Genomic DNA, 19,229 nt, shown 5'->3' on the forward strand with positions numbered 1-19,229 from the left:
GCTAAATGGAAAAGGTGCGTCGTGAACGCAATGCATCGGACGAGTGAAACAGAGGAGCGCACATGAAGGCGCGTCGCCCGCTTATCGCCGGCAACTGGAAGATGAACGGCTTCGCCGTCGCCGGTACCCACCTCGCCGGCGCGCTCGTCGGCCGCGCCGCGGAGGATCCGGACATCGCCGCGGACATCGTCGTCTGCCCGCCGGCGACCCTCCTCGCCCCCGTGGGCGAAATGCTGCGCGGCACCATCATCGCGCTCGGCGGCCAGGACTGCCATCCGGAACCGAGCGGCGCCCATACCGGCGACATTGCGGCCGAGATGCTGGCCGACCTCGCCTGCGATTTCGTGATCGTCGGCCATTCGGAGCGCCGGGCGGACCACGGCGAGACCGATGCGGTGGTGCGCAGCAAGGCGGAGGCCGCAGCGCGCGCCGGCCTGATCGCCATCATCTGCGTCGGCGAAACCGAGGCGCAGCGGGATTCGGGCGAAGCGCTGGAAGTCGTGCGCGCCCAGGTGCGCGGATCCGTACCCGACGGCGCGACCGCCGAATCGGTCGTGCTGGCCTACGAGCCTGTATGGGCGATCGGCACCGGCAAGGTCGCCCAGCCGTCGGACGTGGCGGAGATGCACGCTGCGATCCGCCAGGAAATACGCGGCCTGATTCCCGACGCCGACGCCCTGCGCATCCTCTACGGCGGTTCGGTGAAGCCCGACAACGCGGCGCAGCTCCTCGCGCTGGAGGATGTGGACGGCGCCCTCGTCGGCGGCGCCAGCCTGAAGGCGGACGACTTCTGGGCGATCGCGAAAACATGTGGCTAGCCCCGGCGGCGGCAACCAACTAAAAGGGCGGCCGGGCCGAACGTGGTTCGGCCGCCACCCGCACGTCCCGGACAGCGTTCCGTCGGGCGTGCTCGTGCTTGTTTCGTCTTTGCGGATTGGTCCCGGATGATCACCGTCGTTCTCGTCATCCATATCCTGATCGCCATCGCGCTCGTGGGCGTCGTGCTGATCCAGCGCAGCGAGGGCGGCGGTCTCGGCATCGGCGGCGGCGGTGGCGGCTTCATGACCGGACGGTCAGGCGCGAATCTCCTGACGCGTTCCACGGCGGTGCTGGCGGCGCTGTTCTTCGTCACGAGCCTCTTCCTCGCCTGGCTCTCCACGGGCACGTCGCGGCCGGGTTCGATCCTCGATACCGGTCGCCCCGTGGCACCGGTCGAGCAGAGTGCGCCTGCGGCACCGGCCGAGCCGGCCGTACCGCTGTCGCGCTGAGTCTATCTGCGATGCATCGATTGGCAGTTGCCCTCCGCGCTGGAACGCGGCAGGGTCTTCGGAACGCGGGCTGAGACAGGCGCCAATGACGCGCTTCATCTTCATTACCGGCGGCGTCGCATCATCCCTGGGCAAGGGACTCGCGGCCGCCGCTCTCGGCGCGTTGCTGCAGGCACGCGGTTTTCGTGTCCGCATGCGGAAGTTCGACCCCTACCTGAACATCGACCCGGGCACGATGAGCCCGTACCAGCACGGCGAGGTCTTCGTCACCGACGACGGTGCCGAAACCGATCTCGACCTCGGCCACTACGAGCGCTACACGGGCGTGTCCGCACGCCGCAGCGACAGTGTGACCACGGGGCGGATCTACTCCACCGTGCTGGGCCGTGAGCGGCGTGGCGACTATCTTGGCGCGACCGTCCAGGTCATCCCGCACGTCACCGACGCCATCAAGGAATTCATCCAGGCCGACCTGGACGGCGAGGACTTCGTTCTGTGCGAGGTCGGCGGCACGGTCGGCGACATCGAGAGCCTCCCCTTCCTCGAGGCGATCCGGCAGCTGCGCAACGAACTCGGCGCGGAGCAGACGCTTTTCGTGCATCTGACCCTGGTGCCCTGGATCCCCTCGGCGGGCGAACTGAAGACCAAGCCGACGCAGCATTCGGTGAAGGAGCTGCTGAGCGTCGGCATCCAGCCGGACATCCTGCTCTGCCGCTGCGACCGCGAGATTTCGCGCGAGTCGCGCCGCAAGATCGCGCTCTTCTGCAACATCCGCGAATCCTGCGTGATCCCGGCGCTCGACGTGGAGACCGTCTACGCCGCCCCGATCAGCTATCACGAGGCCGGGTTCGACGTGGAGGTGTTCCGCCACTTCGGGATCGAGGTCGCGGGCGAGCCCGACATGAGCCGCTGGACGGAGATCGTCGAGCGCACCCTCAATCCCGAGGGTGAGGTCACCATTGCGGTCGTCGGCAAGTACACCGAGCTCAAGGACGCCTACAAGTCGCTGATCGAGGCTCTCAACCACGGCGGCATCGCCCACCGGGTGCAGGTGAACTGCGACTGGATCGAGGCGGAGATCTTCGAGACCGAGGGTGCGATCGAGCGGCTGGAGCGGGTCGACGGCATCCTGGTTCCGGGTGGCTTCGGCGAGCGCGGCACGCCCGGCAAGATCGAGGCGGCGCGCTTCGCGCGCGAGCACAACATCCCCTATTTCGGCATCTGCTTCGGCATGCAGATGGCGGTGATCGAGGCGGCGCGGAACCTGGTCGGGCTGAAGGGCGCGAGTTCGACGGAGTTTGGTCCGTGCGAGCATCCGGTGGTCGGCCTGCTGACCGAATGGACCCGCGGCAACACCGTCGAGCGCCGCAACGCCGAGGGCGAGTTGGGCGGCACCATGCGGCTGGGCGCCTATCCGGCGCATCTGCTGCCGGGCAGCGCCGTCGCCGAGGTCTATGGCTGCACGGAGATCCAGGAGCGGCACCGTCACCGCTACGAGGTCAACGTGAACTACAAGCGCCAGCTCGAGGAGGCCGGAATGACCTTCTCCGGCATGTCGCCTGACGGCGTTCTGCCGGAGATCGTCGAGTATCCCGACCATCCCTGGTTCATCGGCGTTCAGTTCCATCCGGAACTGAAGTCGAAGCCGTTCGAGCCGCACCCCCTGTTCAAGTCGTTCGTCGGCGCGGCGGTCAAGCAGTCGCGGCTGGTATGAGCCACACCAGCACGACATCTCCCGTACCCGTCCGGGTGCGCGTTGGCAGCATCGAAATCGCCAACGACCGGCCGTTCGTTCTGATCGCCGGACCGTGCGTCCTGGAGAGCCGGGCGCATGCCCTGGAGATGTCCCAGGCGCTGGTCGAGATGTGCGGCCGGCTCGGGCTGCCGCTCGTCTACAAGAGTTCGTTCGACAAGGCGAACCGCACCAGCGTCGCCGGCGAGCGCGGGCTTGGTCTGGCGGAGAGCCTGCCGATCCTGGCCGAGGTGCGAGAGCGTTTCGGCTGTCCGATCCTGACCGACGTGCACCTGCCCGACCAGTGCGTGACCGTCGCCGAGGCCGTCGACATCCTGCAGATCCCGGCGTTCCTGTCGCGGCAGACCGACCTGCTGCTCGCGGCGGCGGCAACCGGCCGCGCGATCAACGTGAAGAAGGGCCAGTTCCTGGCGCCTTGGGACATGGCCAACGTCGCCGCCAAGATCGAGAGCGGCGGCAATCGGAACATCCTGCTCTGCGAGCGCGGCGTCAGCTTCGGCTACAACACGCTGGTCAGCGACATGCGCGCCCTGCCTGTCCTGGCGGCGACGGGTTATCCCGTCGTCTTCGACGCGACCCATTCGGTGCAGCAGCCGGGCGGCCGCGGAGGCTCCAGCGGCGGCCAACGCGAGTTCGTGCCGGTGCTCGCACGCGCCGCGGTGTCGATCGGCGTCGCCGCCGTTTTCATGGAGACGCACCAGGATCCGGACGCCGCCCCCAGCGACGGACCGAACATGGTGCCCCTCGCCCGGCTCGAAGCCGTCCTGCGCGACCTGATCGCGTTCGACCGGCTCGCCAAGGCCAACCCGATACCCCCGACCTGACCCCAGCAGCGACAGGACCAGGACAGCGATGACCGCGATCACCGACATCCACGCCCGCGAGATCCTCGACAGCCGCGGCAACCCCACCGTCGAGGTCGACGTCCTGCTCGAGAGCGGCGCCACCGGCCGGGCGGCCGTTCCGTCGGGAGCCTCCACCGGCGCGCACGAGGCGAACGAGAAGCGCGACGGCGACAAGGGCCGCTACGGCGGCAAGGGCGTGCAGCAGGCGGTTGAGGCGGTCAACGGCGAAATCTACGACGCGCTGTCCGGCATGGATGCCGAGGACCAAGTGACGCTCGACGCCGTCATGATCGACCTGGACGGAACGCCGAACAAGGCGCGGCTCGGCGCCAACGCGATCCTCGGCGTCAGCCTCGCCGTCGCGAAGGCGGCGGCAGCCGAGGTGAACCTGCCGCTGTTCCGCTATGTCGGCGGCGTCTTCGCCCGCACCCTGCCGGTCCCGATGATGAACATCGTCAACGGCGGCGCGCACGCGGACAACCCGATCGACATCCAGGAATTCATGATCATGCCGGTGGGCGCGCCCACCTTCGCCGAGGCCGTCCGGACGGGGTCGGAGGTCTTCCACGCGTTGCGGAAGCTGCTGAAGGACGCCGGCCACAACACGAACGTCGGTGATGAGGGCGGTTTCGCCCCGGCCCTCTCCTCCACCGACGAAGCCCTCGGCTTCGTGATGAAGGCGATCGAGACCGCCGGCTACAAGCCGGGCGACGACGTCATGCTGGCGCTCGACGCCGCGTCGACGGAGTTCTTCAAGAACGGCAAGTACGAGCTCGAGGGCGAAGGTAAGAGCCTGGATCCCCATGGCATGGTCCGCTACCTCGCCGACCTGGTCTCGCGCTACCCGATCGTGTCGATCGAGGACGGCATGGCCGAGGACGACTGGGAGGGCTGGAAGGCGCTGACCGACGAGATCGGCAAGAAGGTCCAGCTGGTCGGTGACGACCTCTTCGTGACCAACCCGAAGCGCCTGTCCGACGGCATCGCGAAGAGCGTCGGCAACTCGATCCTGGTGAAGGTGAACCAGATCGGCACGCTGTCCGAAACGCTCGAGGCGGTCGAGATGGCGCACCGCGCCAGCTACACGGCGGTCATGTCGCACCGCTCGGGCGAGACCGAGGACTCGACCATCGCCGACCTCGCCGTCGCGACGAATTGCGGGCAGATCAAGACGGGATCGCTTGCCCGGTCCGACCGGACGGCGAAGTATAATCAGCTGATCCGGATCGAGGAGGCGCTCGGTTCGGCCGCGCGTTATGCTGGACGCGACGCCCTGCGCGTGATTCGATAGGCGCGAATCCGGCGGAGAGTCATTTATGGATGTGCTGCGCGACATACGGCGCCGAGCCCAGGCGATGCTGGGCCCGCTCGCCGTGGCGTGCGTGGCACTCTATTTCGGCTACTACGCCGTGTATGGTGGTCGCGGTATGCTGACGATGATCCAGCTCGATCAGAAGATCGCCGAGGCGCAGGCGGTTCTCGATGTCGAACAGGAGAAGCGCGACCAGCTGAACCGGCGGGTCGCGCTGATGCGGCCGACCAGCGTCGATCCCGACATGCTGGAAGAACGGGCGCGGGTCCTGCTGAACTTCGCCAAGCCCGACGACGTCATCATCCTCAATGCCGCACCGGGCCGTTGAGCCCGATCGATCCAAGCGGCTGCGACGCCGTCGCGGCGTAGGCGGTCAGCGAAGTCCGAGTTCGCGCTGCGCCCGCTCCAGATACAACCCATACAGCTTGTCGGGCGCACAGTCGCGGTTGTAGTCGGCCAGCGCCGTATTGTAGGCAGCGACCCGCTGGTTGTAGGCCGTCATCTCTCGGGTATAGCGCTCGTACTCGCGATAGTGCCGATCGCGAAGCTCCTCATACTGACGCGAGACGGCCGGGTCGAAGACCGCCGTCGAGCGTTTGCGAAGGTCCTCGACCTGGTTGCCCAGCCGTTCGACCTCCGCCCCGTCACGCTCGACTGCGGGACGTTGCGCCTGGATTGCAGGGAGTTCCTTGTCGAGCCGCGCGCCTTCCTGGACGCAGCGGCGGGTTTCCTCGTAACTCAGCTGCCCCGGCTCCTGGGCGAGCGCCGCCCCCCAGGCGGCAGCGAGCGTGCCCGCGGCGGCGATGGATGCGAACGCAAGACGCCTGACAGTCATTGCGGATTTCCTTTCCGTTCGGCTAGGTACCGACCTTCAGCGTACTCGTCAGGCCGCGCAGTGCCGCGATGACGCTGAGGCCCGTGTTCTTGCCGGTCCGCGGGTTCTCCTCGGACGGCACGTTGGCGATCTCCAGGGTGAAGCGGGCGCTGTCGGCGTCAACCTCGATCCTGTGGGTGTTCCGGTCGAGGGCCGGATCCGCCCAGATCTCAAGCGTGGTCCGGTCGGGTCCGATCCCCGCCAGAGACAACGCCGCCGCGACGTTCACGTTCGCCGGAAATCCGCGCGCGCCCTCGCGCGCCGTGCCCTCGAAAACCTTCTTCGGCTCGGTCAGCCCCTCTACCGAGATGCCGTTCTCCACCAGATGCGGTGCTCCGGACAGGCCGCCCGGCGGCTTGCGCGTGACCATCCGGACGGAGTGGATGGTGCCTTCGGCCACGGCGCGGACAGCATCCAGCCCGAGCAGCGCCCCCGTCGGCACGACGATGCGGGCCCCGGTCTCCCGTGCCAGATCGACCAGATGCATGCGCGGCAGCAGCGCGCCGACGCTGCTCGGCACGAAGATGCGGCCGGCGCGGATCGCGGGCTCCGCGACCTCTTCGAAGACGGCGGCCGGCGCGCATTCGACCACGATGTCGGCCAGGGCGCCCAGTTCACCGAGCCGCACAACCTTGGGCGGCCGTGCGAAACCGGCGACCTTGGCGCGCGCGCCTTCGAGGTCGCGGGCCGACACGGCTACGAGTTCGAGCCCCTCGACGCCCGCATCGATCGCGGCTGCGACTTGGCGGCCGATCGCCCCAAGTCCGCCGATCCCGACGGTCAGCGATTTCCGGACATTCCCTCCAGCCTCACTTCGCATCGGCACGCTCCAGGACGGCGTGGAACAGCACGTCGCACGCGGCCGTGAGGTCCTCGGGCTTGCAGTTCTCCGCCTCGTTGTGGCTGATGCCCTTCTCGCAAGGAGCGAAAATCATCGTCGTCGGCGTGACGCGCGCCATGTAGACCGCGTCGTGGCCCGCGCCGCTGACCACGTCCATGTGGCTGTAGCCGAGGGTCTCGGCGGCCTGCCGCACCGCTGCGACGCAGCCCTTGTCGAAGGCGACCGGCGGCGAGTACCAGGTCTCCTTCACCTCCACGGGGGTGCCGTGGTTGAGCGCGGCTTCGTCGGCGGCGGCGCGAAGTTCGCCGTCCATCTCGGTCATCACGTCCGCGTCCGGGTGACGGATGTCGACCGTGAAGAAGACCTCGTCGGGCACGACGTTGGGCGAGCCCGGGGAGACGCGCATGATGCCGACGGTGCCGCGGCCGTAGGGATCGCGCCGCCTCCCGATGCGCTGTACCGCCTGGACGATCTGCGCCGCAGCGACCAGCGCATCCTTGCGCATGTCCATCGGCGTGGCACCGGCATGGCCGGCCTCGCCGCTGACCGTGATCTCGTACCAGCGCGCGCCCTGGCCGCCGGTCACGACGCCGATCTGCTTGGCCTCGCGCTCCAGGATCGGCCCCTGCTCGATGTGCAACTCGAAATAGGCGCCGACCGGACGGCCGCCGACCGACGCCTCGCCCTTGTAGCCGATGCGCTCCAGTTCCTCGCCGATCGTCTTGCCGGCGGCATCCCGGATGCCGTGGCCCTCCTCCAGCGAGAACACACCGGCGAAGACGCCGGAGGCGATCATCGGCGGTGGGAAGCGGGCACCCTCCTCGTTCGTCCAATTAACGATCTCGATCGGTGCCTCGGTCTCGACGCCATGATCGTTCAGCGTGCGCACCACCTCCAGCGCCGCCAGCACGCCCAGCACGCCGTCGAACCGTCCACCGGTCGGCTGAGTATCCAGGTGGCTGCCCGACATGATCGGCGGCAGGTCGTTGTTGCGGCCCGGACGGCGCGCGAAGATGCTGCCCATGCGGTCGACCGTCACCTCCAGCCCCGCCTCGCGGCACCAGCGCACGAACAGGTCGCGGCCGGCCTTGTCCTCGTCGGTCAGCGTCTGCCTATTGCTGCCGCCCTTCGCGGTCGCCCCGATCTTAGCCATCTCCATGATGGTGTCCCACAGCCGCTGGCCGTCGATCCTGATGTTCCGCATGTCGTAGCCCCGTGTGTCGGCGAGGTGACGAGTGTCCGGCGGGGTCGCCACGGGGTCAACGGAAACCGGGGTGGACGGGCGATCGATCCTATTGCTGGATCGGCACTCGCAGGCTCGTGGCGGAATGCATGATGGAGGTCGAACATTCCAAAGGACAATCTGACGCCAGCCAAGCGGACCGCCTTCGCGTGGATCGAACGTAACCGAGACGCTGTCGCGGCGCTGGGTGACGCCATCTTCTCCTTCGGCGAGCCCGGTCTCGAGGAGTATGAGACTGTCGCACTGATGACCGAGCTGCTGGAGGAAGCCGGGTTCACCATCCAGCGCAACCTCTCTGGCTTTCCGACGGGCTTCCTCGCCACCTGGGGCTCCGGGTTTCCGGTGATCGCACTCCACGCGGAGTATGACGGCAATCCCGACAACAGCCAGGAATCGGGTGCCACCGAGCCCACACCGATGGTCCAGGGGGCACCGGGCCACTGCGAAGGGCACAATCTCAACGCTGCCGCGCTGGTGGCGGCCGCCCTGGCGGTCCGGCACGCCCTGACCGACAGCCAGATGCCGGGAACCCTGAAGGTGTTCGGCGCGCCCGCGGAGGAGCTTGTCCTAGCCCGGCCCTACTTTGTACGGGACGGCCATTTCGCTGATGTCGACCTCGCCTTCCATGACCATGTCCTCGGCGAGTTCATGACCGAGCATGGGCAGGTCCAGATCGCCGCGGTCTCGGCCGAGTTCATCTTCACCGGCGAGACGGCACATGCCGGCCTCACTCCCTGGCGGGGACGCGACGCGCTCGACGCCGTCGTCCTGATGGACATGGGCATCGCCCAGCATCGCGAACACATGCTGCCGACGATGCGCGCTCACAGGGTCATCACCGACGGCGGCAAGCAGCCGAACGTGATTCCGGCCCGTGCTGCAGTCTGGTGGTATTTCCGCGATCCGAGCGCGGCCGGCGTGCGCGCGTTGTTCGAGCATGCGAAGCGGGTGGCGGAAGGGGCCGCGCTGATGACCCGCACGGAGGTCACGGTCGACGTGCGGAGCGCGGTCTGGCCGGTCCGCTGCAATCGGACGCTGGCGGAGGTCATTCAGCGCAACATCGAGCAGGTGGGCATGCCCGATTGGACGGACGCGGAGCACGCGTTCGCCCGGGCGCTTCAGGAGAAGGCCGGTGTCCGGACCGAAGGGCTGCGTACCGCCATTACGCCGCTGACCGGTCCCGCCGAGGCGATCGCCGCCTCCAACGACTGCGGCGACCTCTCATGGGTGGTGCCGATGGGCCGGCTCTGGTTCCCGGGCACCGTGCCGAACATCTCGTTCCATCACTGGACCGGCGGAGCGCCACTGGCGACGTCGATCGCGCACAAGGGAACAGTCGCGGGTGCGAAGGCGCTGGCCGGCGCCGTCCTCGACTTTTTCGGCGATCCCGATCTGGTGGCCGAAGCGAAGCGGACGTTCGCCGAGGAGGTCGGCGACACGGTCTACGAGCCGCTGTTGCCGCCCGGCCAGAAGCCGCGGCTCGACGTCAACACCGCCCTGATGGAGCGCTTTCGCCCCGCGATGCGCGCACATTACCGCCGGGAGCGGCCGAAGTTTCGTTAAGACGCTTCGGCTGCGTTCCCGCCGGCGCTTCGCGGATAGCCGAGCACCAGCACTTCCGCCCCCTCCTCGCCCGCGTCGACCGCGAGCGCAGGCTCGTCCGCCGGGACGAAGAGGGTCGACCAGCGGTCCAGCCTGCGGCCGTCGCGCCGGATCGCGCCCGACACCACCAGGACGGACTGCCCGGCGGTCCCTCCCGGCGCGGGCGCCGTCAGGCGGGAGCCGGGCGGCAGACGGAGCATATGGGCCGCCAGACCGTCTTCATGGGCGAGGATGCATTCGCAGACCGGGTCCGCCAGCCCCCTCAGCCCCTCCACGCCCAGCGGATCGACGGGATCTGCCAGAATGTAGCGGCGCTTGATCGGGCGGCGACGATCGCGCATCGCAGGCAGGAACTGGGCGCCGGTCGAATCGGCGCTCGCGCGGAAGGTGAAATAGCCCAGGCCCTGCGGCCCCGGCCGGATCGGGCCGTAGCCGGTGCAGGCCCCGGCGAAATGCACGGTCAGCGGTGCGAGGGGATGGTGGCCGATCTCGCCGCCGCCCTCGACGATCACCTAGAACTGATCGACATAGTGGAAGTGCGGGTGCACGACGGCGCCCGGCTCCTGCTGCACCAGGAAAGCCTGCGGCGGCCGCCGTTCGCCGGGCGCGGGATCGACATAGGCGGGCGCATCGGCCGTCGGATCGACCGAGGCCGACCCCTCCGGCGAGGGCGACGGGCCGAAATAGTTGCTGCGCCAGATGGTCGAGCCGCTCGGCGTCTGGCGAGCAAAGCGGGTGGCGGCGGCGGTGGCCGCGTCCGTGGCGACGATCATCGTCTGGCCCTCCCTGGTCGGCCGGCATCTCGGCCAGCGTCTCTCGTTTTCATAGCGCTCGGAGCCGCGCCTGCCAACGCCGACCCGAATGCCGCCGACGCGCTTCCCATTGCCTCGCGGTGCGGATCGGCCGACAATCCGGCCTGGAGGAACGCCATGCAATTGCCGGAAAACGGCCTCGTCGCCGTCGTCAAGCGCGACTGCCCGACATGCGAACTGCTCGAGCCGGTCTACCGGCAGCTGCGCGACGGACCGGGACTGACCGTGTTCTCGCAGGACGATCCCGCCTTCCCGGAAGCGATCGGCGGCGCGCACGACGACCGCGACCTTGAACGATCCTACCGGCTCGACGTCGAGACCGTGCCGACGCTGATCCGGCTGGAGGGTGGCCGCGAGGCCGGCCGCGCCATCGGCTGGCACCGCGGCGACTGGGAAGCCGTGACCGGCATTGAGGGCCTCGGCGCCGACTTGCCCGAATGGCGACCCGGCTGCGGCTCGAAGAGCGTCGAGCCCGGCATGGCGGAGATCCTGAAGGTCCGCTTCGGCGACGCCCGCTTCGGCGCACGCCCCATCGAACTTCGCAATTACGATGACCCGATCGAGGCGGCCTACGAGCGCGGCTGGAGCGACGGCCTGCCGGTCGTGCCGCCGACCGAAGTGCGCGTGCTGCGCATGCTCCGGGGCACGACCCGTGCGCCCGACGAGATCATCGGCAGCATCCCGCCGAACCTGGCGCCCTGCACGGTCGAGAAGGCGGCGATCAACGCCGTCATGGCCGGCTGCAAGCCGGAATACTTCCCGGTCGTGCTGGCGGCGATCGAGGCGGCCCTGATCCCCGAATTCACCATGCACGGCCTGCTGTGCACGACGTACTTCGCCGGGCCGGTGGTCGTCGTGAACGGCCCCATCGCCAAGGCGATCGGCATGAACTGGGGCGGCAACGCGCTCGGCCAGGGCAACCGCGCCAACGCCACCATCGGCCGCGCGCTGCAGCTGGTCATCCGCAACGTCGGCGGCGGCATCCCCGGCGGCATCGACCGCGCGACCCTGGGCCAGCCCGGCAAGTACACGTTCTGCTTCGCCGAGGACGAGACAGACCCGACCTGGGAGCCGTGGCCGGTGACGCGCGGCTTCGCGGCCGGGACGTCGACGGTCTCTCTGTTCGCGGGCGACGGCGTCCTGTCGAATTTCGACCAGATCTCGCGCACGCCGGACAGCCTGGTGCGGTCGCTGGCGATGTCGCTCTGGTCGATCGGCCACCCCAAGAAGGTCCAGGGCCACGATGCGCTGCTGGTCCTGTCGCCCGAGCATTATCGCATCTTCCGCGACGCCGGCTGGGACCGGGCACGGATCCTCGCGGAATTCGAGGACGTTCTCCGCAAGCCGGGCAGCGAGCTGGTCCGCGGCGCCGGCGGCGTGATGGAGGGCGTCGTGCCGGAGCAGGCCGAAGGCGTGCTCTCCAAGTTCCGGCCGGGCGGGCTGCACATCGTGCGGGCCGGCGGCCAAGCCGGCCTGATGTCGGCGATCATCGGCGGCTGGGCGTCCGGCGCCCGCGGCAGCATACCCGTGACCAAGGAGGTGAAGACCTGATGGAGACGAGACTGCTCGATCCCACGGCGGAGAGCGCGCCGCTGATGCGGCCGCGCCTCGATCCGCCGGACAGCCTCGACGGCAAGACCGTCGCGCTGTTCGATATCGGCAAGGCGCGCGGCAGCGTCTTCCTCGACCGGCTCGAGGAAAGGCTGTCGCAGCAGGGCCTGAAGGTCCGGCGCTACGCCAAGCCGACGAACACCAAGGTCTCTCCGGTCGAGACGCTGCAGGCGATCGCGACCGAGTGCGACCTCGTCGTCGAGGCATTGAGCGATTGAGGCTCGTGCACGTCGTGCAGTTTGCATGACATCGCGAGCCTCGATCAGCGCGGCGTACCGGGCGGCATGATCGCCACCACCGAGTTCAAGGCGGGCTTCGAGGCGCAGGCCCGCTCGCTGGGCTTCGACGGGGCAGTGGTCTACGTGCCCCACCCGATCCAGGACCGCACCGACGAGGAACTGCGCGCCATCGCCGACGATGCGGTGGAGCCCGTCCTGGGAATGCTGCGGAAGGGGTAAAGGCCGGAGCGCGGGCGTCTCGCCGCCCCCTTCGCTGGTGCGGGCGGGAACGCCCGCGCTCCGGTTTCTACTTCACCGCGCCGCTTGCGCGCAGCTTCGTGATGGCATCGGCGTCGAACCCGAAGCTCTCCAGGATCGCATCGCTGTGCTCGCCGATTCCCGGCGCAGCGCCAGCAGGACGCTTCGTGACCCCCTCCAGCACGATCGGACTGCCGACGGTGTTCTTCGCGGCCGAATTCGGATCGTTCAGCGGCACGATCACGTCGGTCGCCAGCATCTGCGCATCGGTTTCCAGATCGCCGAGCTTGGCGATGCTGCCGAACGTCACGCCGCACTCGTCCATCCGCGCCTGCCACCAGGCGTAGTCGCGGGTGGCGAACGTCCTGTCGAGTTCCGCGACGAGCGCATGCGAATTGGCGATCCGGGCCGGCTTGTCGACGAACCGCGCGTCGGCGGCGAGTTCGGGCCGACCGATCGCCTTTAGAAGACCCGGCCACTGCCGATCCTCGGAAACCATGGCCAACATGAACCACCGCCCGTCCGCCGCCTCGTACAGGTTGTTGAGCGCGTTCAGCGATTCCTCGCGCTTCGGGCGCAGCTTGAACGGCGCGCCGCACAGCATCGCCTGGGCCAGGAAGGCGTTCGACCAGACACCGTTCGCCATCAGCGAGGTGCCGACCATGCCGCCCTTGCCGGTCCGCTCGCGCCGGAACAGGGCCAGCATGATGGCGCCGAACAGCGACATCGCCGTCGCATGGTCGCCCATGCCGGGCAGCGACCGCGCCGGCGGCGCGTCGGGTGCCGACCGGACATTGTCCATCAGGCCGGAGCGCGCCCACCATGCGGTGCTGTCGAACCCGGTCTTGCTGGCCTCGTCGCCCTTTTCGCCGTAGGCGGAGAGCGAGGCGTAGATCAGCCGGTCGTTGAGATGGGACAGGTCCTCCCAGCGGATGCCGAGCCGGGTCCGGACATTGAGCGGCATGTTGGTGAGAAAGACGTCGGCGCCCTTCACCAGTGTCGCGAGCACCTCGCGCGCCGCCGGCTGCTTGAGGTCGAGGGCGATACTCTTCTTGTTCCGGCTCTCGACGATCCAGGCGTAGTCGTCCTTCGACACCGGGTTGCCCGGCGAATCGCCCAGCCGGCGGTAAGAATCGCCCTCCGGCGGCTCGATCTTGATCACCTCGGCGCCGAAATCGCCCATGACCGTCGCCGCCGCCGGCCCCGCGATGAAACTGCCGGCGTCGATCACCCTGATCCCCGAAAGAGGCATACGAACATCTCCTGGATTGCCAATCGGCCGCAGTGTGCGCGGGATCGTCCCCCGCGTCACGTGTGCGTCGGAGACGCGGCGGCCGGTCAGGCTTCGTTCGCCGGCTATTCCTTGGGCGGCTGATCCAGCCTGACGGCGAGATCCTCCATGCCGTTCTGCGCCGCCTCGTAGCGCTGCATGACCAGCGGGTCGTGACCAGGGACGATGTGCCGCGGCGAATCGGCGAGCCGGTGCAGCTTCTTCCAGCCCTCCAGCATGTCGCCGAGATTGTAGAGGATCGGGAAGGGGCGCTGCTGCTCCATGTTGGCATAGAGATGCGCCGCGTCGGAGGCGAGGACGACGTGGCCGCGCCGGGTGTTCACGCGCACCGACATCAGGCCCTTCGCATGGCCGCCGATATGGTGGACGCTGATGCCCGGCGCGATCTCCGCGTCGCCGCAATGGAAGCACACCTCGTCCTTGTAGACCTTGCGCACCATCGTACAGACGTCCTCGACGTCGTAGGGATGGCGCAGGCGCTCGTGGCACATGAGCCGGCCCGTGGCGCAGTCCATCTCCTCGTCCTGCAGGTGGAAGCGGGCGTTCTCCCAATCGCCGAGCGTGCCGGCATGGTCGAAATGCAGGTGCGTCACGACCACGTCCTGCACCTCGCGGGGGCTGACGCCGAGCCCTTCGAGCCCCTCGCGGGGCAGTCGGTCGAGGGTCCGCCCGCGCGAGGCGGCAGCTTCCTTGGTCATGCCGGTGTCGACGAGCACCGTCCGGCCGTGCCCGCGGATCAGCCAGACGTAATAGGCGATCGCGCCGGAGGTATCGTGCGGGTCGCCGTCGATGAAATTGATGTTCATCGGGCGTCCGGTATGCGCGCCGTACTTGACGGCGAAGACTTCGTACTCGGCACTCACGGCATCCTCCCCTTATTTTCTTTGCCCAGCGATCTTACACATGGTCGAACGCGCGGTGCGATGGATCCGATGAACGTCCGCGCCCGTCGTACGTTGACCGCCCGTGCCTCCACACCGACCTTAGGCCGATGAACAGCCCGAACCCGACCTCATCGAAGCTGCGCGACGCCGTTCTGGCTGCGGGACGCGCATTCTTCCGTATCGCCTTCCGGGCCAGGGTGCGCGGGGTGGAGCATCTGCGCGGACTCAAAGGCCCGGCGATGATCACGCCGAACCATCAGTCCTTTCTGGATGCGGCCCTGCTCGCGGTCTTTCTGCCGGAGATGCGGTTCGCGATCGACACGCACATCGCGCAGCGCCGGATCATCCGGCCCTTCCTGCGCCTCGCCAACACGGTCCCGATCGACCCGACCAATCCGTTCGGTGCCCGTGTCCTTGCGCGTGCCCTGGCGGACGGCGACAAGGTCTGCGTCTTCCCCGAGGGCCGCATTACGGTCACCGGTGGCCTAATGAAGATTACCGGCGGCCCGGGCATGCTGGCCGACAAGGCCCAGTGTCCGGTCGTGCCGATCATCATCGAGGGAGCCCAGCGGACCTTCCTGTCGCGCATGCGCGGGCGATTGCCGCTCGCCCTGTTCCCGCGCATCACGGTCACCGTAATGCCGCCGCGGCCGACACCCACGGTCGAGGGCCTGTTCGGCAAGAAGCGCCGGGCGGTGCTGAAGAACTGGCTGACCGACCAGATGGTCCAGGCCACCTTCGCCGCCTACGAGCCACCGAAGACGATCACCCATGCGCTGCTCGAATCGCGTCGGCAGACCGGTGCGGGGCAGGACGCCGTGCGCGATGGGATCGCGCCGCCCGTCTCCTACCGCGCCCTGGTGGCGCGCGCCGCGGTGCTGGGCGACATCCTGACCCGCGACACGACGCCTGGCGAGCCGGTGGCGCTACTGCTGCCCACCGCCTCGGTCACCGCCGGCGTCTTCTTCGGTATCGTCGCGCACGGACGGCCGGCCGCGATGCTGAACTTCACCGCGGGCGCCGAGTCGCTGCGCGGTGCCTGCCGCGCGGCGCAGGTGCGCATCGTCGTGACGTCGCGCGAGTTCGTCGAGAAGGGCCGACTGAACCATCTGGTCGAGGCCCTGGCCGAAGATTGTCGCCTCATCTACCTGGAGGATGTCCGCGCGGCGATCGGCACGGCCGACAAGCTTCGGGGGCTGATCGCCCTCGTCGCTCCGCAAGCCGTTCTGCCGAGGCGCGGCGAACACCACGACGTCGCGGCGATCCTGTTCACGTCCGGTTCCGAGGGACCGCCGAAAGGGGTCGCCCTCAGCCACGCCAATCTCCTCTCCAACATCGCGCAGATCGCGTCGGCCGTCGACTTCAACCGCAGCGACAAGGTCTTCAACTGCCTGCCGATGTTCCATTCCTTCGGGCTCACGGGCGGCGTTCTGCTGCCGGTGCTGCGCGGCGTGCAGAGCGTGCTCTACCCCAACCCGCGGCACATCCGCATGGTGCCGGAACTGCTCTACCACACCGATTGCACGGTCATCTTCGGCACGGACTTCTTCCTGTCCGCATGGGCCAAGGTCGCCGACCCCTACGATTTTCGCTCGGTCCGCATGATCGTGGCCGGCGCTGAGCGGGTGCGCGAGGAAACGCACGCCACCTACGCGGAAAGGTTGCGGACCCACGTCCTGGAAGGATACGGCACGACCGAGACGTCGCCGGTGATCGCCGTGAATACCCCCGCCCGGCATCGCCGCGGCACGGTCGGCAAGCCCCTGCCCGGCATGGAGACGGAACTGGTGCCGGTCGAGGGCATCGAAGCAGGCGGTCGCCTTCGCGTGCGCGGGCCGAACGTGATGCTCGGCTACATGTTCTCCGAAAGGCCCGGCGTCATCCGGCCCCCCGAGGGCGGCTGGCACGACACCGGCGATATCGTCGAGATCGACGCCGAGGGGTTCATCCGGATCGTCGGCCGCGCCAAACGCTTCGCCAAGCTCGCGGGCGAGATGATCGCCCTCGGGACCGTCGAGGATGTCGGCCGCGCCGCAGACCCGGAAGGCGCCCACGCGGCGATCAGCCTGCCCGATCCGCGCCGCGGCGAACGGATCGTCCTGGTGACCACGAGCCAGCACCTCGACCGCAACGCCCTGGTCCAGGCGGCCCGACAGATCCACGCACCCGACCTCGCCGTACCCCGCGACATCGTGCCGGTCGAGAAACTGCCGCTGCTCGGAACGGGCAAGACCGACTATCCGGCCGTCACCCGTCTCGCTGCCGAGGCGCTCGGGGTGGATGCTGCGGCCTGAAACCGGGTCCGAAGGCGGCGCGCACAGGCTTGCCGGCCGTTGACGCGCGTCGCACCGACCCGCACATAGGCGGCATGGGAGAGGAGCAGACGGCAGCGCCGGCATCCGCCGTTCGGGGATCCACCGAAACGGTATCGCCGCACGACGCGCAGGCGACGACCTCCGCCGCCCGGCGCGCCGCGGGTATCGCCGGCAGCGTGGCGGCCACCGTCCTCGCGCCCGCCCTGCCCCGCGGCGATCCGGACAGGCCGCTGGCGTCGGGCGTCGAGCTTCTGCGCGCGCAGATCCGCCACCTGCCGATGGGCCCTGGCGTCTATCGCATGTCGGACGCCCGCGGAACCGTTCTCTATGTCGGCAAGGCCGCGTCGCTGCGGAAGCGCGTCGTCGCCTACACCCACCCGGAGCGGTTGCCCAACCGCCTCCGCCGCATGGTGGCCGAGACCGCCGCCCTGGAGATCGTCCAGACGCACACCGAGGTCGAGGCGCTGCTGCTCGAGATCAACCTGATCAAGCGGCTCAAGCCTCGCTACAACGTGCTGCTGCGCGACGACAAGTCGTTTCCGCACATCCTCCTCACCGGCGACACCGACTGGCCGCAGGTCACCAAGCACCGCGGTGCACGGACGGCCAAGGGCGACTATTTCGGCCCCTTCGCCTCCGCCGGCGCCGTGAATCGGACGCTGACGGCCCTCCAGCGAGCCTTTCTCCTCCGATCCTGCTCCGATGCGATCTTCAACGCACGGACGCGGCCCTGCCTGCTGCACCAGATCAAGCGCTGCTCGGCACCCTGCGTCGGGCGCATCTCCCGCGAGGATTATGCGGGGCTGGTCGATCAGGCGCACGGCTTCCTCAAGGGCGAAAGCCAGACGATCCAACAGACCCTGTCGGACGAGATGCAGGCGGCCAGCGAGGCGATGGATTTCGAGAGCGCGGCCCTCTACCGCGATCGCATCCGCGCCCTGGCCCACGTCCAGTCCCATCAGGAGATCAACGTCGAGGGCCTCGGCGACGCCGATGTCGTCGCGCTCCACCAGGAGGGCGGGCAGGCCTGCGTGCAGGTGTTCTTCTTCCGCGGCGGACAGAATTTCGGTAATCACGCCTATTTTCCGACGCATGTCCAGAACCTGGAGCCGGACGAGGTTCTCGCCGGCTTCGTCGGCCAGTTCTACAGCGACCGGCCGCCGCCCCGGCTGGTCCTGATCTCCCACCCCGTCGCCGAAATCGAGCTGCTGACCGAAGCGTTGGCGCTGCAGGCCGGTCATGCGGTCAGAATCGAGCGGCCGCAGCGCGGGCATAAGCGCAAGCTCATCGAGCGGGCCGAACTCAATGCGCGCGAGGCGCTCGGTCGGCGCGTGGCCGAGAGCGCAGGCCAGGCCAGACTGCTGGCGGGCGTAGCCGATGCCTTCGGCCTCGGGGCGCCCCCCCAGCGCATCGAGGTCTACGACAACAGCCACATCGGCGGCACCATGGCTGTCGGCGGCATGATCGTCGCCGGTCCGGAAGGACTGATGAAGGGCGCCTACCGCAAATTCAACATCCGCTCGGCCGGCACGGCCGCGAACCTGGAGCCGGGCGAGATCACGCCCGGCGACGACTACGGCATGATGCGCGAGGTGCTGAACCGCCGCTTCGCGCGGGCGTTGAAGGAAGATCCGGACCGTAGCGGCGGCTCATGGCCCGACCTGGTCCTCATCGACGGCGGCCTGGGTCAGTTGAACGCCGCACGTAAGGTGTTCGAGGAACTCGGCATCGCCGATCTCGCCCTCGTCGCGATTGCCAAGGGCCCCGACCGGGATGCCGGTCGCGAGCGTTTTTTCATCGCTGGGCGCGAGCCGTTCATGCTGCCGCCGAACGATCCGACCCTCTACTTTCTCCAGCGGCTGCGCGACGAGGCGCACCGCTTCGCCATCGGGACGCACCGCGCCCGGCGGACGAAGGCCATCGGCCAGTCCACTCTGGACGAGATCGCCGGAATCGGCGCGGCGCGCAAGCGCGCGCTGCTGCATCATTTCGGCTCGGCGAAAGGCGTGTCGCGGGCGGGACTGACCGATCTGGAAGCCGTTCCCGGGATTAGCAGCTCTGTCGCGAAAAAGGTTTATGACCACTTTCATCCGCAGGGATAA

The 19,229-nt window shown here is 68.5% G+C and carries 18 protein-coding genes; 11 read left to right on the top strand and 7 right to left on the bottom strand.

Features of this window, described 5'->3' with window-relative positions; translation table 11 throughout:
* The first annotated feature begins 62 nt into the window (after positions 1-62).
* The 6 genes from tpiA (at position 63) to ABIE65_RS00630 (ending at position 5,506) form a co-directional block, all read left to right on the top strand.
* On the top strand, positions 63-818 hold the full coding sequence (gene tpiA / locus ABIE65_RS00605) for a triose-phosphate isomerase (protein WP_354074868.1): 756 nt from the start codon (positions 63-65) through the stop codon (positions 816-818).
* Positions 819-944: 126 nt separating this feature from the next.
* Complete coding sequence (secG, locus tag ABIE65_RS00610; RefSeq protein ID WP_354074869.1) at positions 945-1,268, top strand: preprotein translocase subunit SecG; 324 nt, start codon at positions 945-947, stop codon at positions 1,266-1,268.
* A gap of 85 nt (positions 1,269-1,353) precedes the next feature.
* Complete coding sequence (gene pyrG, locus ABIE65_RS00615) at positions 1,354-2,982, top strand: CTP synthase (RefSeq protein ID WP_354074870.1); 1,629 nt, start codon at positions 1,354-1,356, stop codon at positions 2,980-2,982.
* Positions 2,979-3,845, top strand: a complete 867-nt coding sequence (kdsA, locus tag ABIE65_RS00620) for a 3-deoxy-8-phosphooctulonate synthase (protein ID WP_354074871.1) — start codon at positions 2,979-2,981, stop codon at positions 3,843-3,845. Before pyrG ends, kdsA begins: the two co-directional genes overlap by 4 nt.
* Positions 3,846-3,873: 28 nt before the next feature.
* Positions 3,874-5,157, top strand: coding sequence for a phosphopyruvate hydratase (gene eno, locus ABIE65_RS00625; protein ID WP_354074872.1), 1,284 nt, complete (start codon positions 3,874-3,876; stop codon positions 5,155-5,157).
* A gap of 25 nt (positions 5,158-5,182) precedes the next feature.
* Positions 5,183-5,506: an FtsB family cell division protein gene (locus tag ABIE65_RS00630; protein ID WP_354074873.1), complete on the top strand. Its 324-nt coding sequence runs from the start codon at positions 5,183-5,185 to the stop codon at positions 5,504-5,506.
* A gap of 45 nt (positions 5,507-5,551) precedes the next feature.
* Here ABIE65_RS00630 and ABIE65_RS00635 read toward each other — a convergent pair whose 3' ends face one another.
* From ABIE65_RS00635 to ABIE65_RS00645, 3 genes are read right to left on the bottom strand one after another with little or no spacing between them, the layout of a single operon-like run.
* Positions 5,552-6,013, bottom strand: coding sequence for a hypothetical protein (locus ABIE65_RS00635; RefSeq protein WP_354074874.1), 462 nt, complete (start codon positions 6,011-6,013; stop codon positions 5,552-5,554).
* Between the two features lie 22 nt (positions 6,014-6,035).
* Positions 6,036-6,872 (bottom strand): aspartate dehydrogenase, encoded by an 837-nt coding sequence (locus ABIE65_RS00640; RefSeq protein WP_354074875.1) that lies wholly within the window; start codon positions 6,870-6,872, stop codon positions 6,036-6,038.
* A complete protein-coding gene (locus tag ABIE65_RS00645) occupies positions 6,862-8,097 on the bottom strand; it encodes a Zn-dependent hydrolase (protein ID WP_354074876.1) in 1,236 nt (411 codons plus the stop codon). Before ABIE65_RS00645 ends, ABIE65_RS00640 begins: the two co-directional genes overlap by 11 nt.
* A gap of 234 nt (positions 8,098-8,331) precedes the next feature.
* Here ABIE65_RS00645 and ABIE65_RS00650 point away from each other — a divergent pair, with 234 nt between their 5' ends.
* Entirely contained in the window at positions 8,332-9,699 is a 1,368-nt protein-coding gene (locus ABIE65_RS00650; RefSeq protein ID WP_354075682.1) for an amidohydrolase, read from the top strand.
* Here ABIE65_RS00650 and ABIE65_RS00655 read toward each other — a convergent pair.
* Together ABIE65_RS00655 and ABIE65_RS00660 are read right to left on the bottom strand one after the other, a co-directional pair.
* A complete protein-coding gene (locus ABIE65_RS00655) occupies positions 9,696-10,250 on the bottom strand; it encodes a hypothetical protein (RefSeq protein WP_354074877.1) in 555 nt (184 codons plus the stop codon). The genes ABIE65_RS00650 and ABIE65_RS00655 overlap by 4 nt on opposite strands.
* Entirely contained in the window at positions 10,251-10,511 is a 261-nt protein-coding gene (locus tag ABIE65_RS00660) for a hypothetical protein (RefSeq protein WP_354074878.1), read from the bottom strand.
* Between the two features lie 156 nt (positions 10,512-10,667).
* On the opposite strand from ABIE65_RS00660, the gene ABIE65_RS00665 reads away from it, so the two are divergent.
* Together ABIE65_RS00665 and ABIE65_RS00670 are read left to right on the top strand one after the other, a co-directional pair.
* The gene (locus tag ABIE65_RS00665) at positions 10,668-12,101 is read left to right on the top strand and encodes a thioredoxin family protein (RefSeq protein WP_354074879.1); all 1,434 of its coding nucleotides are present in this window, start codon (positions 10,668-10,670) and stop codon (positions 12,099-12,101) included.
* The gene (locus tag ABIE65_RS00670) at positions 12,101-12,619 is read left to right on the top strand and encodes a UGSC family (seleno)protein (RefSeq protein WP_354074880.1); all 519 of its coding nucleotides are present in this window, start codon (positions 12,101-12,103) and stop codon (positions 12,617-12,619) included. Before ABIE65_RS00665 ends, ABIE65_RS00670 begins: the two co-directional genes overlap by 1 nt.
* A gap of 67 nt (positions 12,620-12,686) precedes the next feature.
* On the opposite strand, the gene ABIE65_RS00675 is transcribed toward ABIE65_RS00670, so the two are convergent.
* Together ABIE65_RS00675 and ABIE65_RS00680 are read right to left on the bottom strand one after the other, a co-directional pair.
* Entirely contained in the window at positions 12,687-13,889 is a 1,203-nt protein-coding gene (locus tag ABIE65_RS00675; RefSeq protein ID WP_354074881.1) for a CaiB/BaiF CoA transferase family protein, read from the bottom strand.
* 104 nt (positions 13,890-13,993) lie between these two features.
* The gene (locus tag ABIE65_RS00680; RefSeq protein ID WP_354074882.1) at positions 13,994-14,791 is read right to left on the bottom strand and encodes an N-acyl homoserine lactonase family protein; all 798 of its coding nucleotides are present in this window, start codon (positions 14,789-14,791) and stop codon (positions 13,994-13,996) included.
* A 128-nt stretch (positions 14,792-14,919) separates the two neighbouring features.
* On the opposite strand from ABIE65_RS00680, the gene ABIE65_RS00685 reads away from it, so the two are divergent.
* Both ABIE65_RS00685 and uvrC read left to right on the top strand, forming a co-directional pair.
* Positions 14,920-17,106, top strand: a complete 2,187-nt coding sequence (locus ABIE65_RS00685) for an AMP-binding protein (protein ID WP_354074883.1) — start codon at positions 14,920-14,922, stop codon at positions 17,104-17,106.
* Between the two features lie 74 nt (positions 17,107-17,180).
* A complete protein-coding gene (gene uvrC / locus ABIE65_RS00690) occupies positions 17,181-19,229 on the top strand; it encodes an excinuclease ABC subunit UvrC (protein ID WP_354074884.1) in 2,049 nt (682 codons plus the stop codon).

Origin of the sequence: Constrictibacter sp. MBR-5 (assembly GCF_040549485.1) — a bacterium.
In the GTDB taxonomy this organism is placed as follows: Bacteria; Pseudomonadota; Alphaproteobacteria; order JAJUGE01; family JAJUGE01; genus Constrictibacter.

What these genes read in the sequence shown, in the direction of transcription:
- tpiA (WP_354074868.1), top strand. Translation starts at nt 63, where the DNA reads ATGAAGGCGCGTCGCCCGCTTATCGCCGGCAACTGGAAGATGAACGGC.
- ABIE65_RS00665 (WP_354074879.1), top strand. Translation starts at nt 10,668, where the DNA reads ATGCAATTGCCGGAAAACGGCCTCGTCGCCGTCGTCAAGCGCGACTGC.
- kdsA (WP_354074871.1), top strand. Translation starts at nt 2,979, where the DNA reads ATGAGCCACACCAGCACGACATCTCCCGTACCCGTCCGGGTGCGCGTT.
- uvrC (WP_354074884.1), top strand. Translation starts at nt 17,181, where the DNA reads ATGGGAGAGGAGCAGACGGCAGCGCCGGCATCCGCCGTTCGGGGATCC.
- pyrG (WP_354074870.1), top strand. Translation starts at nt 1,354, where the DNA reads ATGACGCGCTTCATCTTCATTACCGGCGGCGTCGCATCATCCCTGGGC.
- ABIE65_RS00645 (WP_354074876.1), bottom strand. Translation starts at nt 8,097, where the DNA reads ATGCGGAACATCAGGATCGACGGCCAGCGGCTGTGGGACACCATCATG.
- secG (WP_354074869.1), top strand. Translation starts at nt 945, where the DNA reads ATGATCACCGTCGTTCTCGTCATCCATATCCTGATCGCCATCGCGCTC.
- ABIE65_RS00635 (WP_354074874.1), bottom strand. Translation starts at nt 6,013, where the DNA reads ATGACTGTCAGGCGTCTTGCGTTCGCATCCATCGCCGCCGCGGGCACG.
- ABIE65_RS00675 (WP_354074881.1), bottom strand. Translation starts at nt 13,889, where the DNA reads ATGCCTCTTTCGGGGATCAGGGTGATCGACGCCGGCAGTTTCATCGCG.
- ABIE65_RS00685 (WP_354074883.1), top strand. Translation starts at nt 14,920, where the DNA reads ATGAACAGCCCGAACCCGACCTCATCGAAGCTGCGCGACGCCGTTCTG.
- ABIE65_RS00630 (WP_354074873.1), top strand. Translation starts at nt 5,183, where the DNA reads ATGGATGTGCTGCGCGACATACGGCGCCGAGCCCAGGCGATGCTGGGC.
- eno (WP_354074872.1), top strand. Translation starts at nt 3,874, where the DNA reads ATGACCGCGATCACCGACATCCACGCCCGCGAGATCCTCGACAGCCGC.
- ABIE65_RS00660 (WP_354074878.1), bottom strand. Translation starts at nt 10,511, where the DNA reads ATGATCGTCGCCACGGACGCGGCCACCGCCGCCGCCACCCGCTTTGCT.
- ABIE65_RS00640 (WP_354074875.1), bottom strand. Translation starts at nt 6,872, where the DNA reads ATGCGAAGTGAGGCTGGAGGGAATGTCCGGAAATCGCTGACCGTCGGG.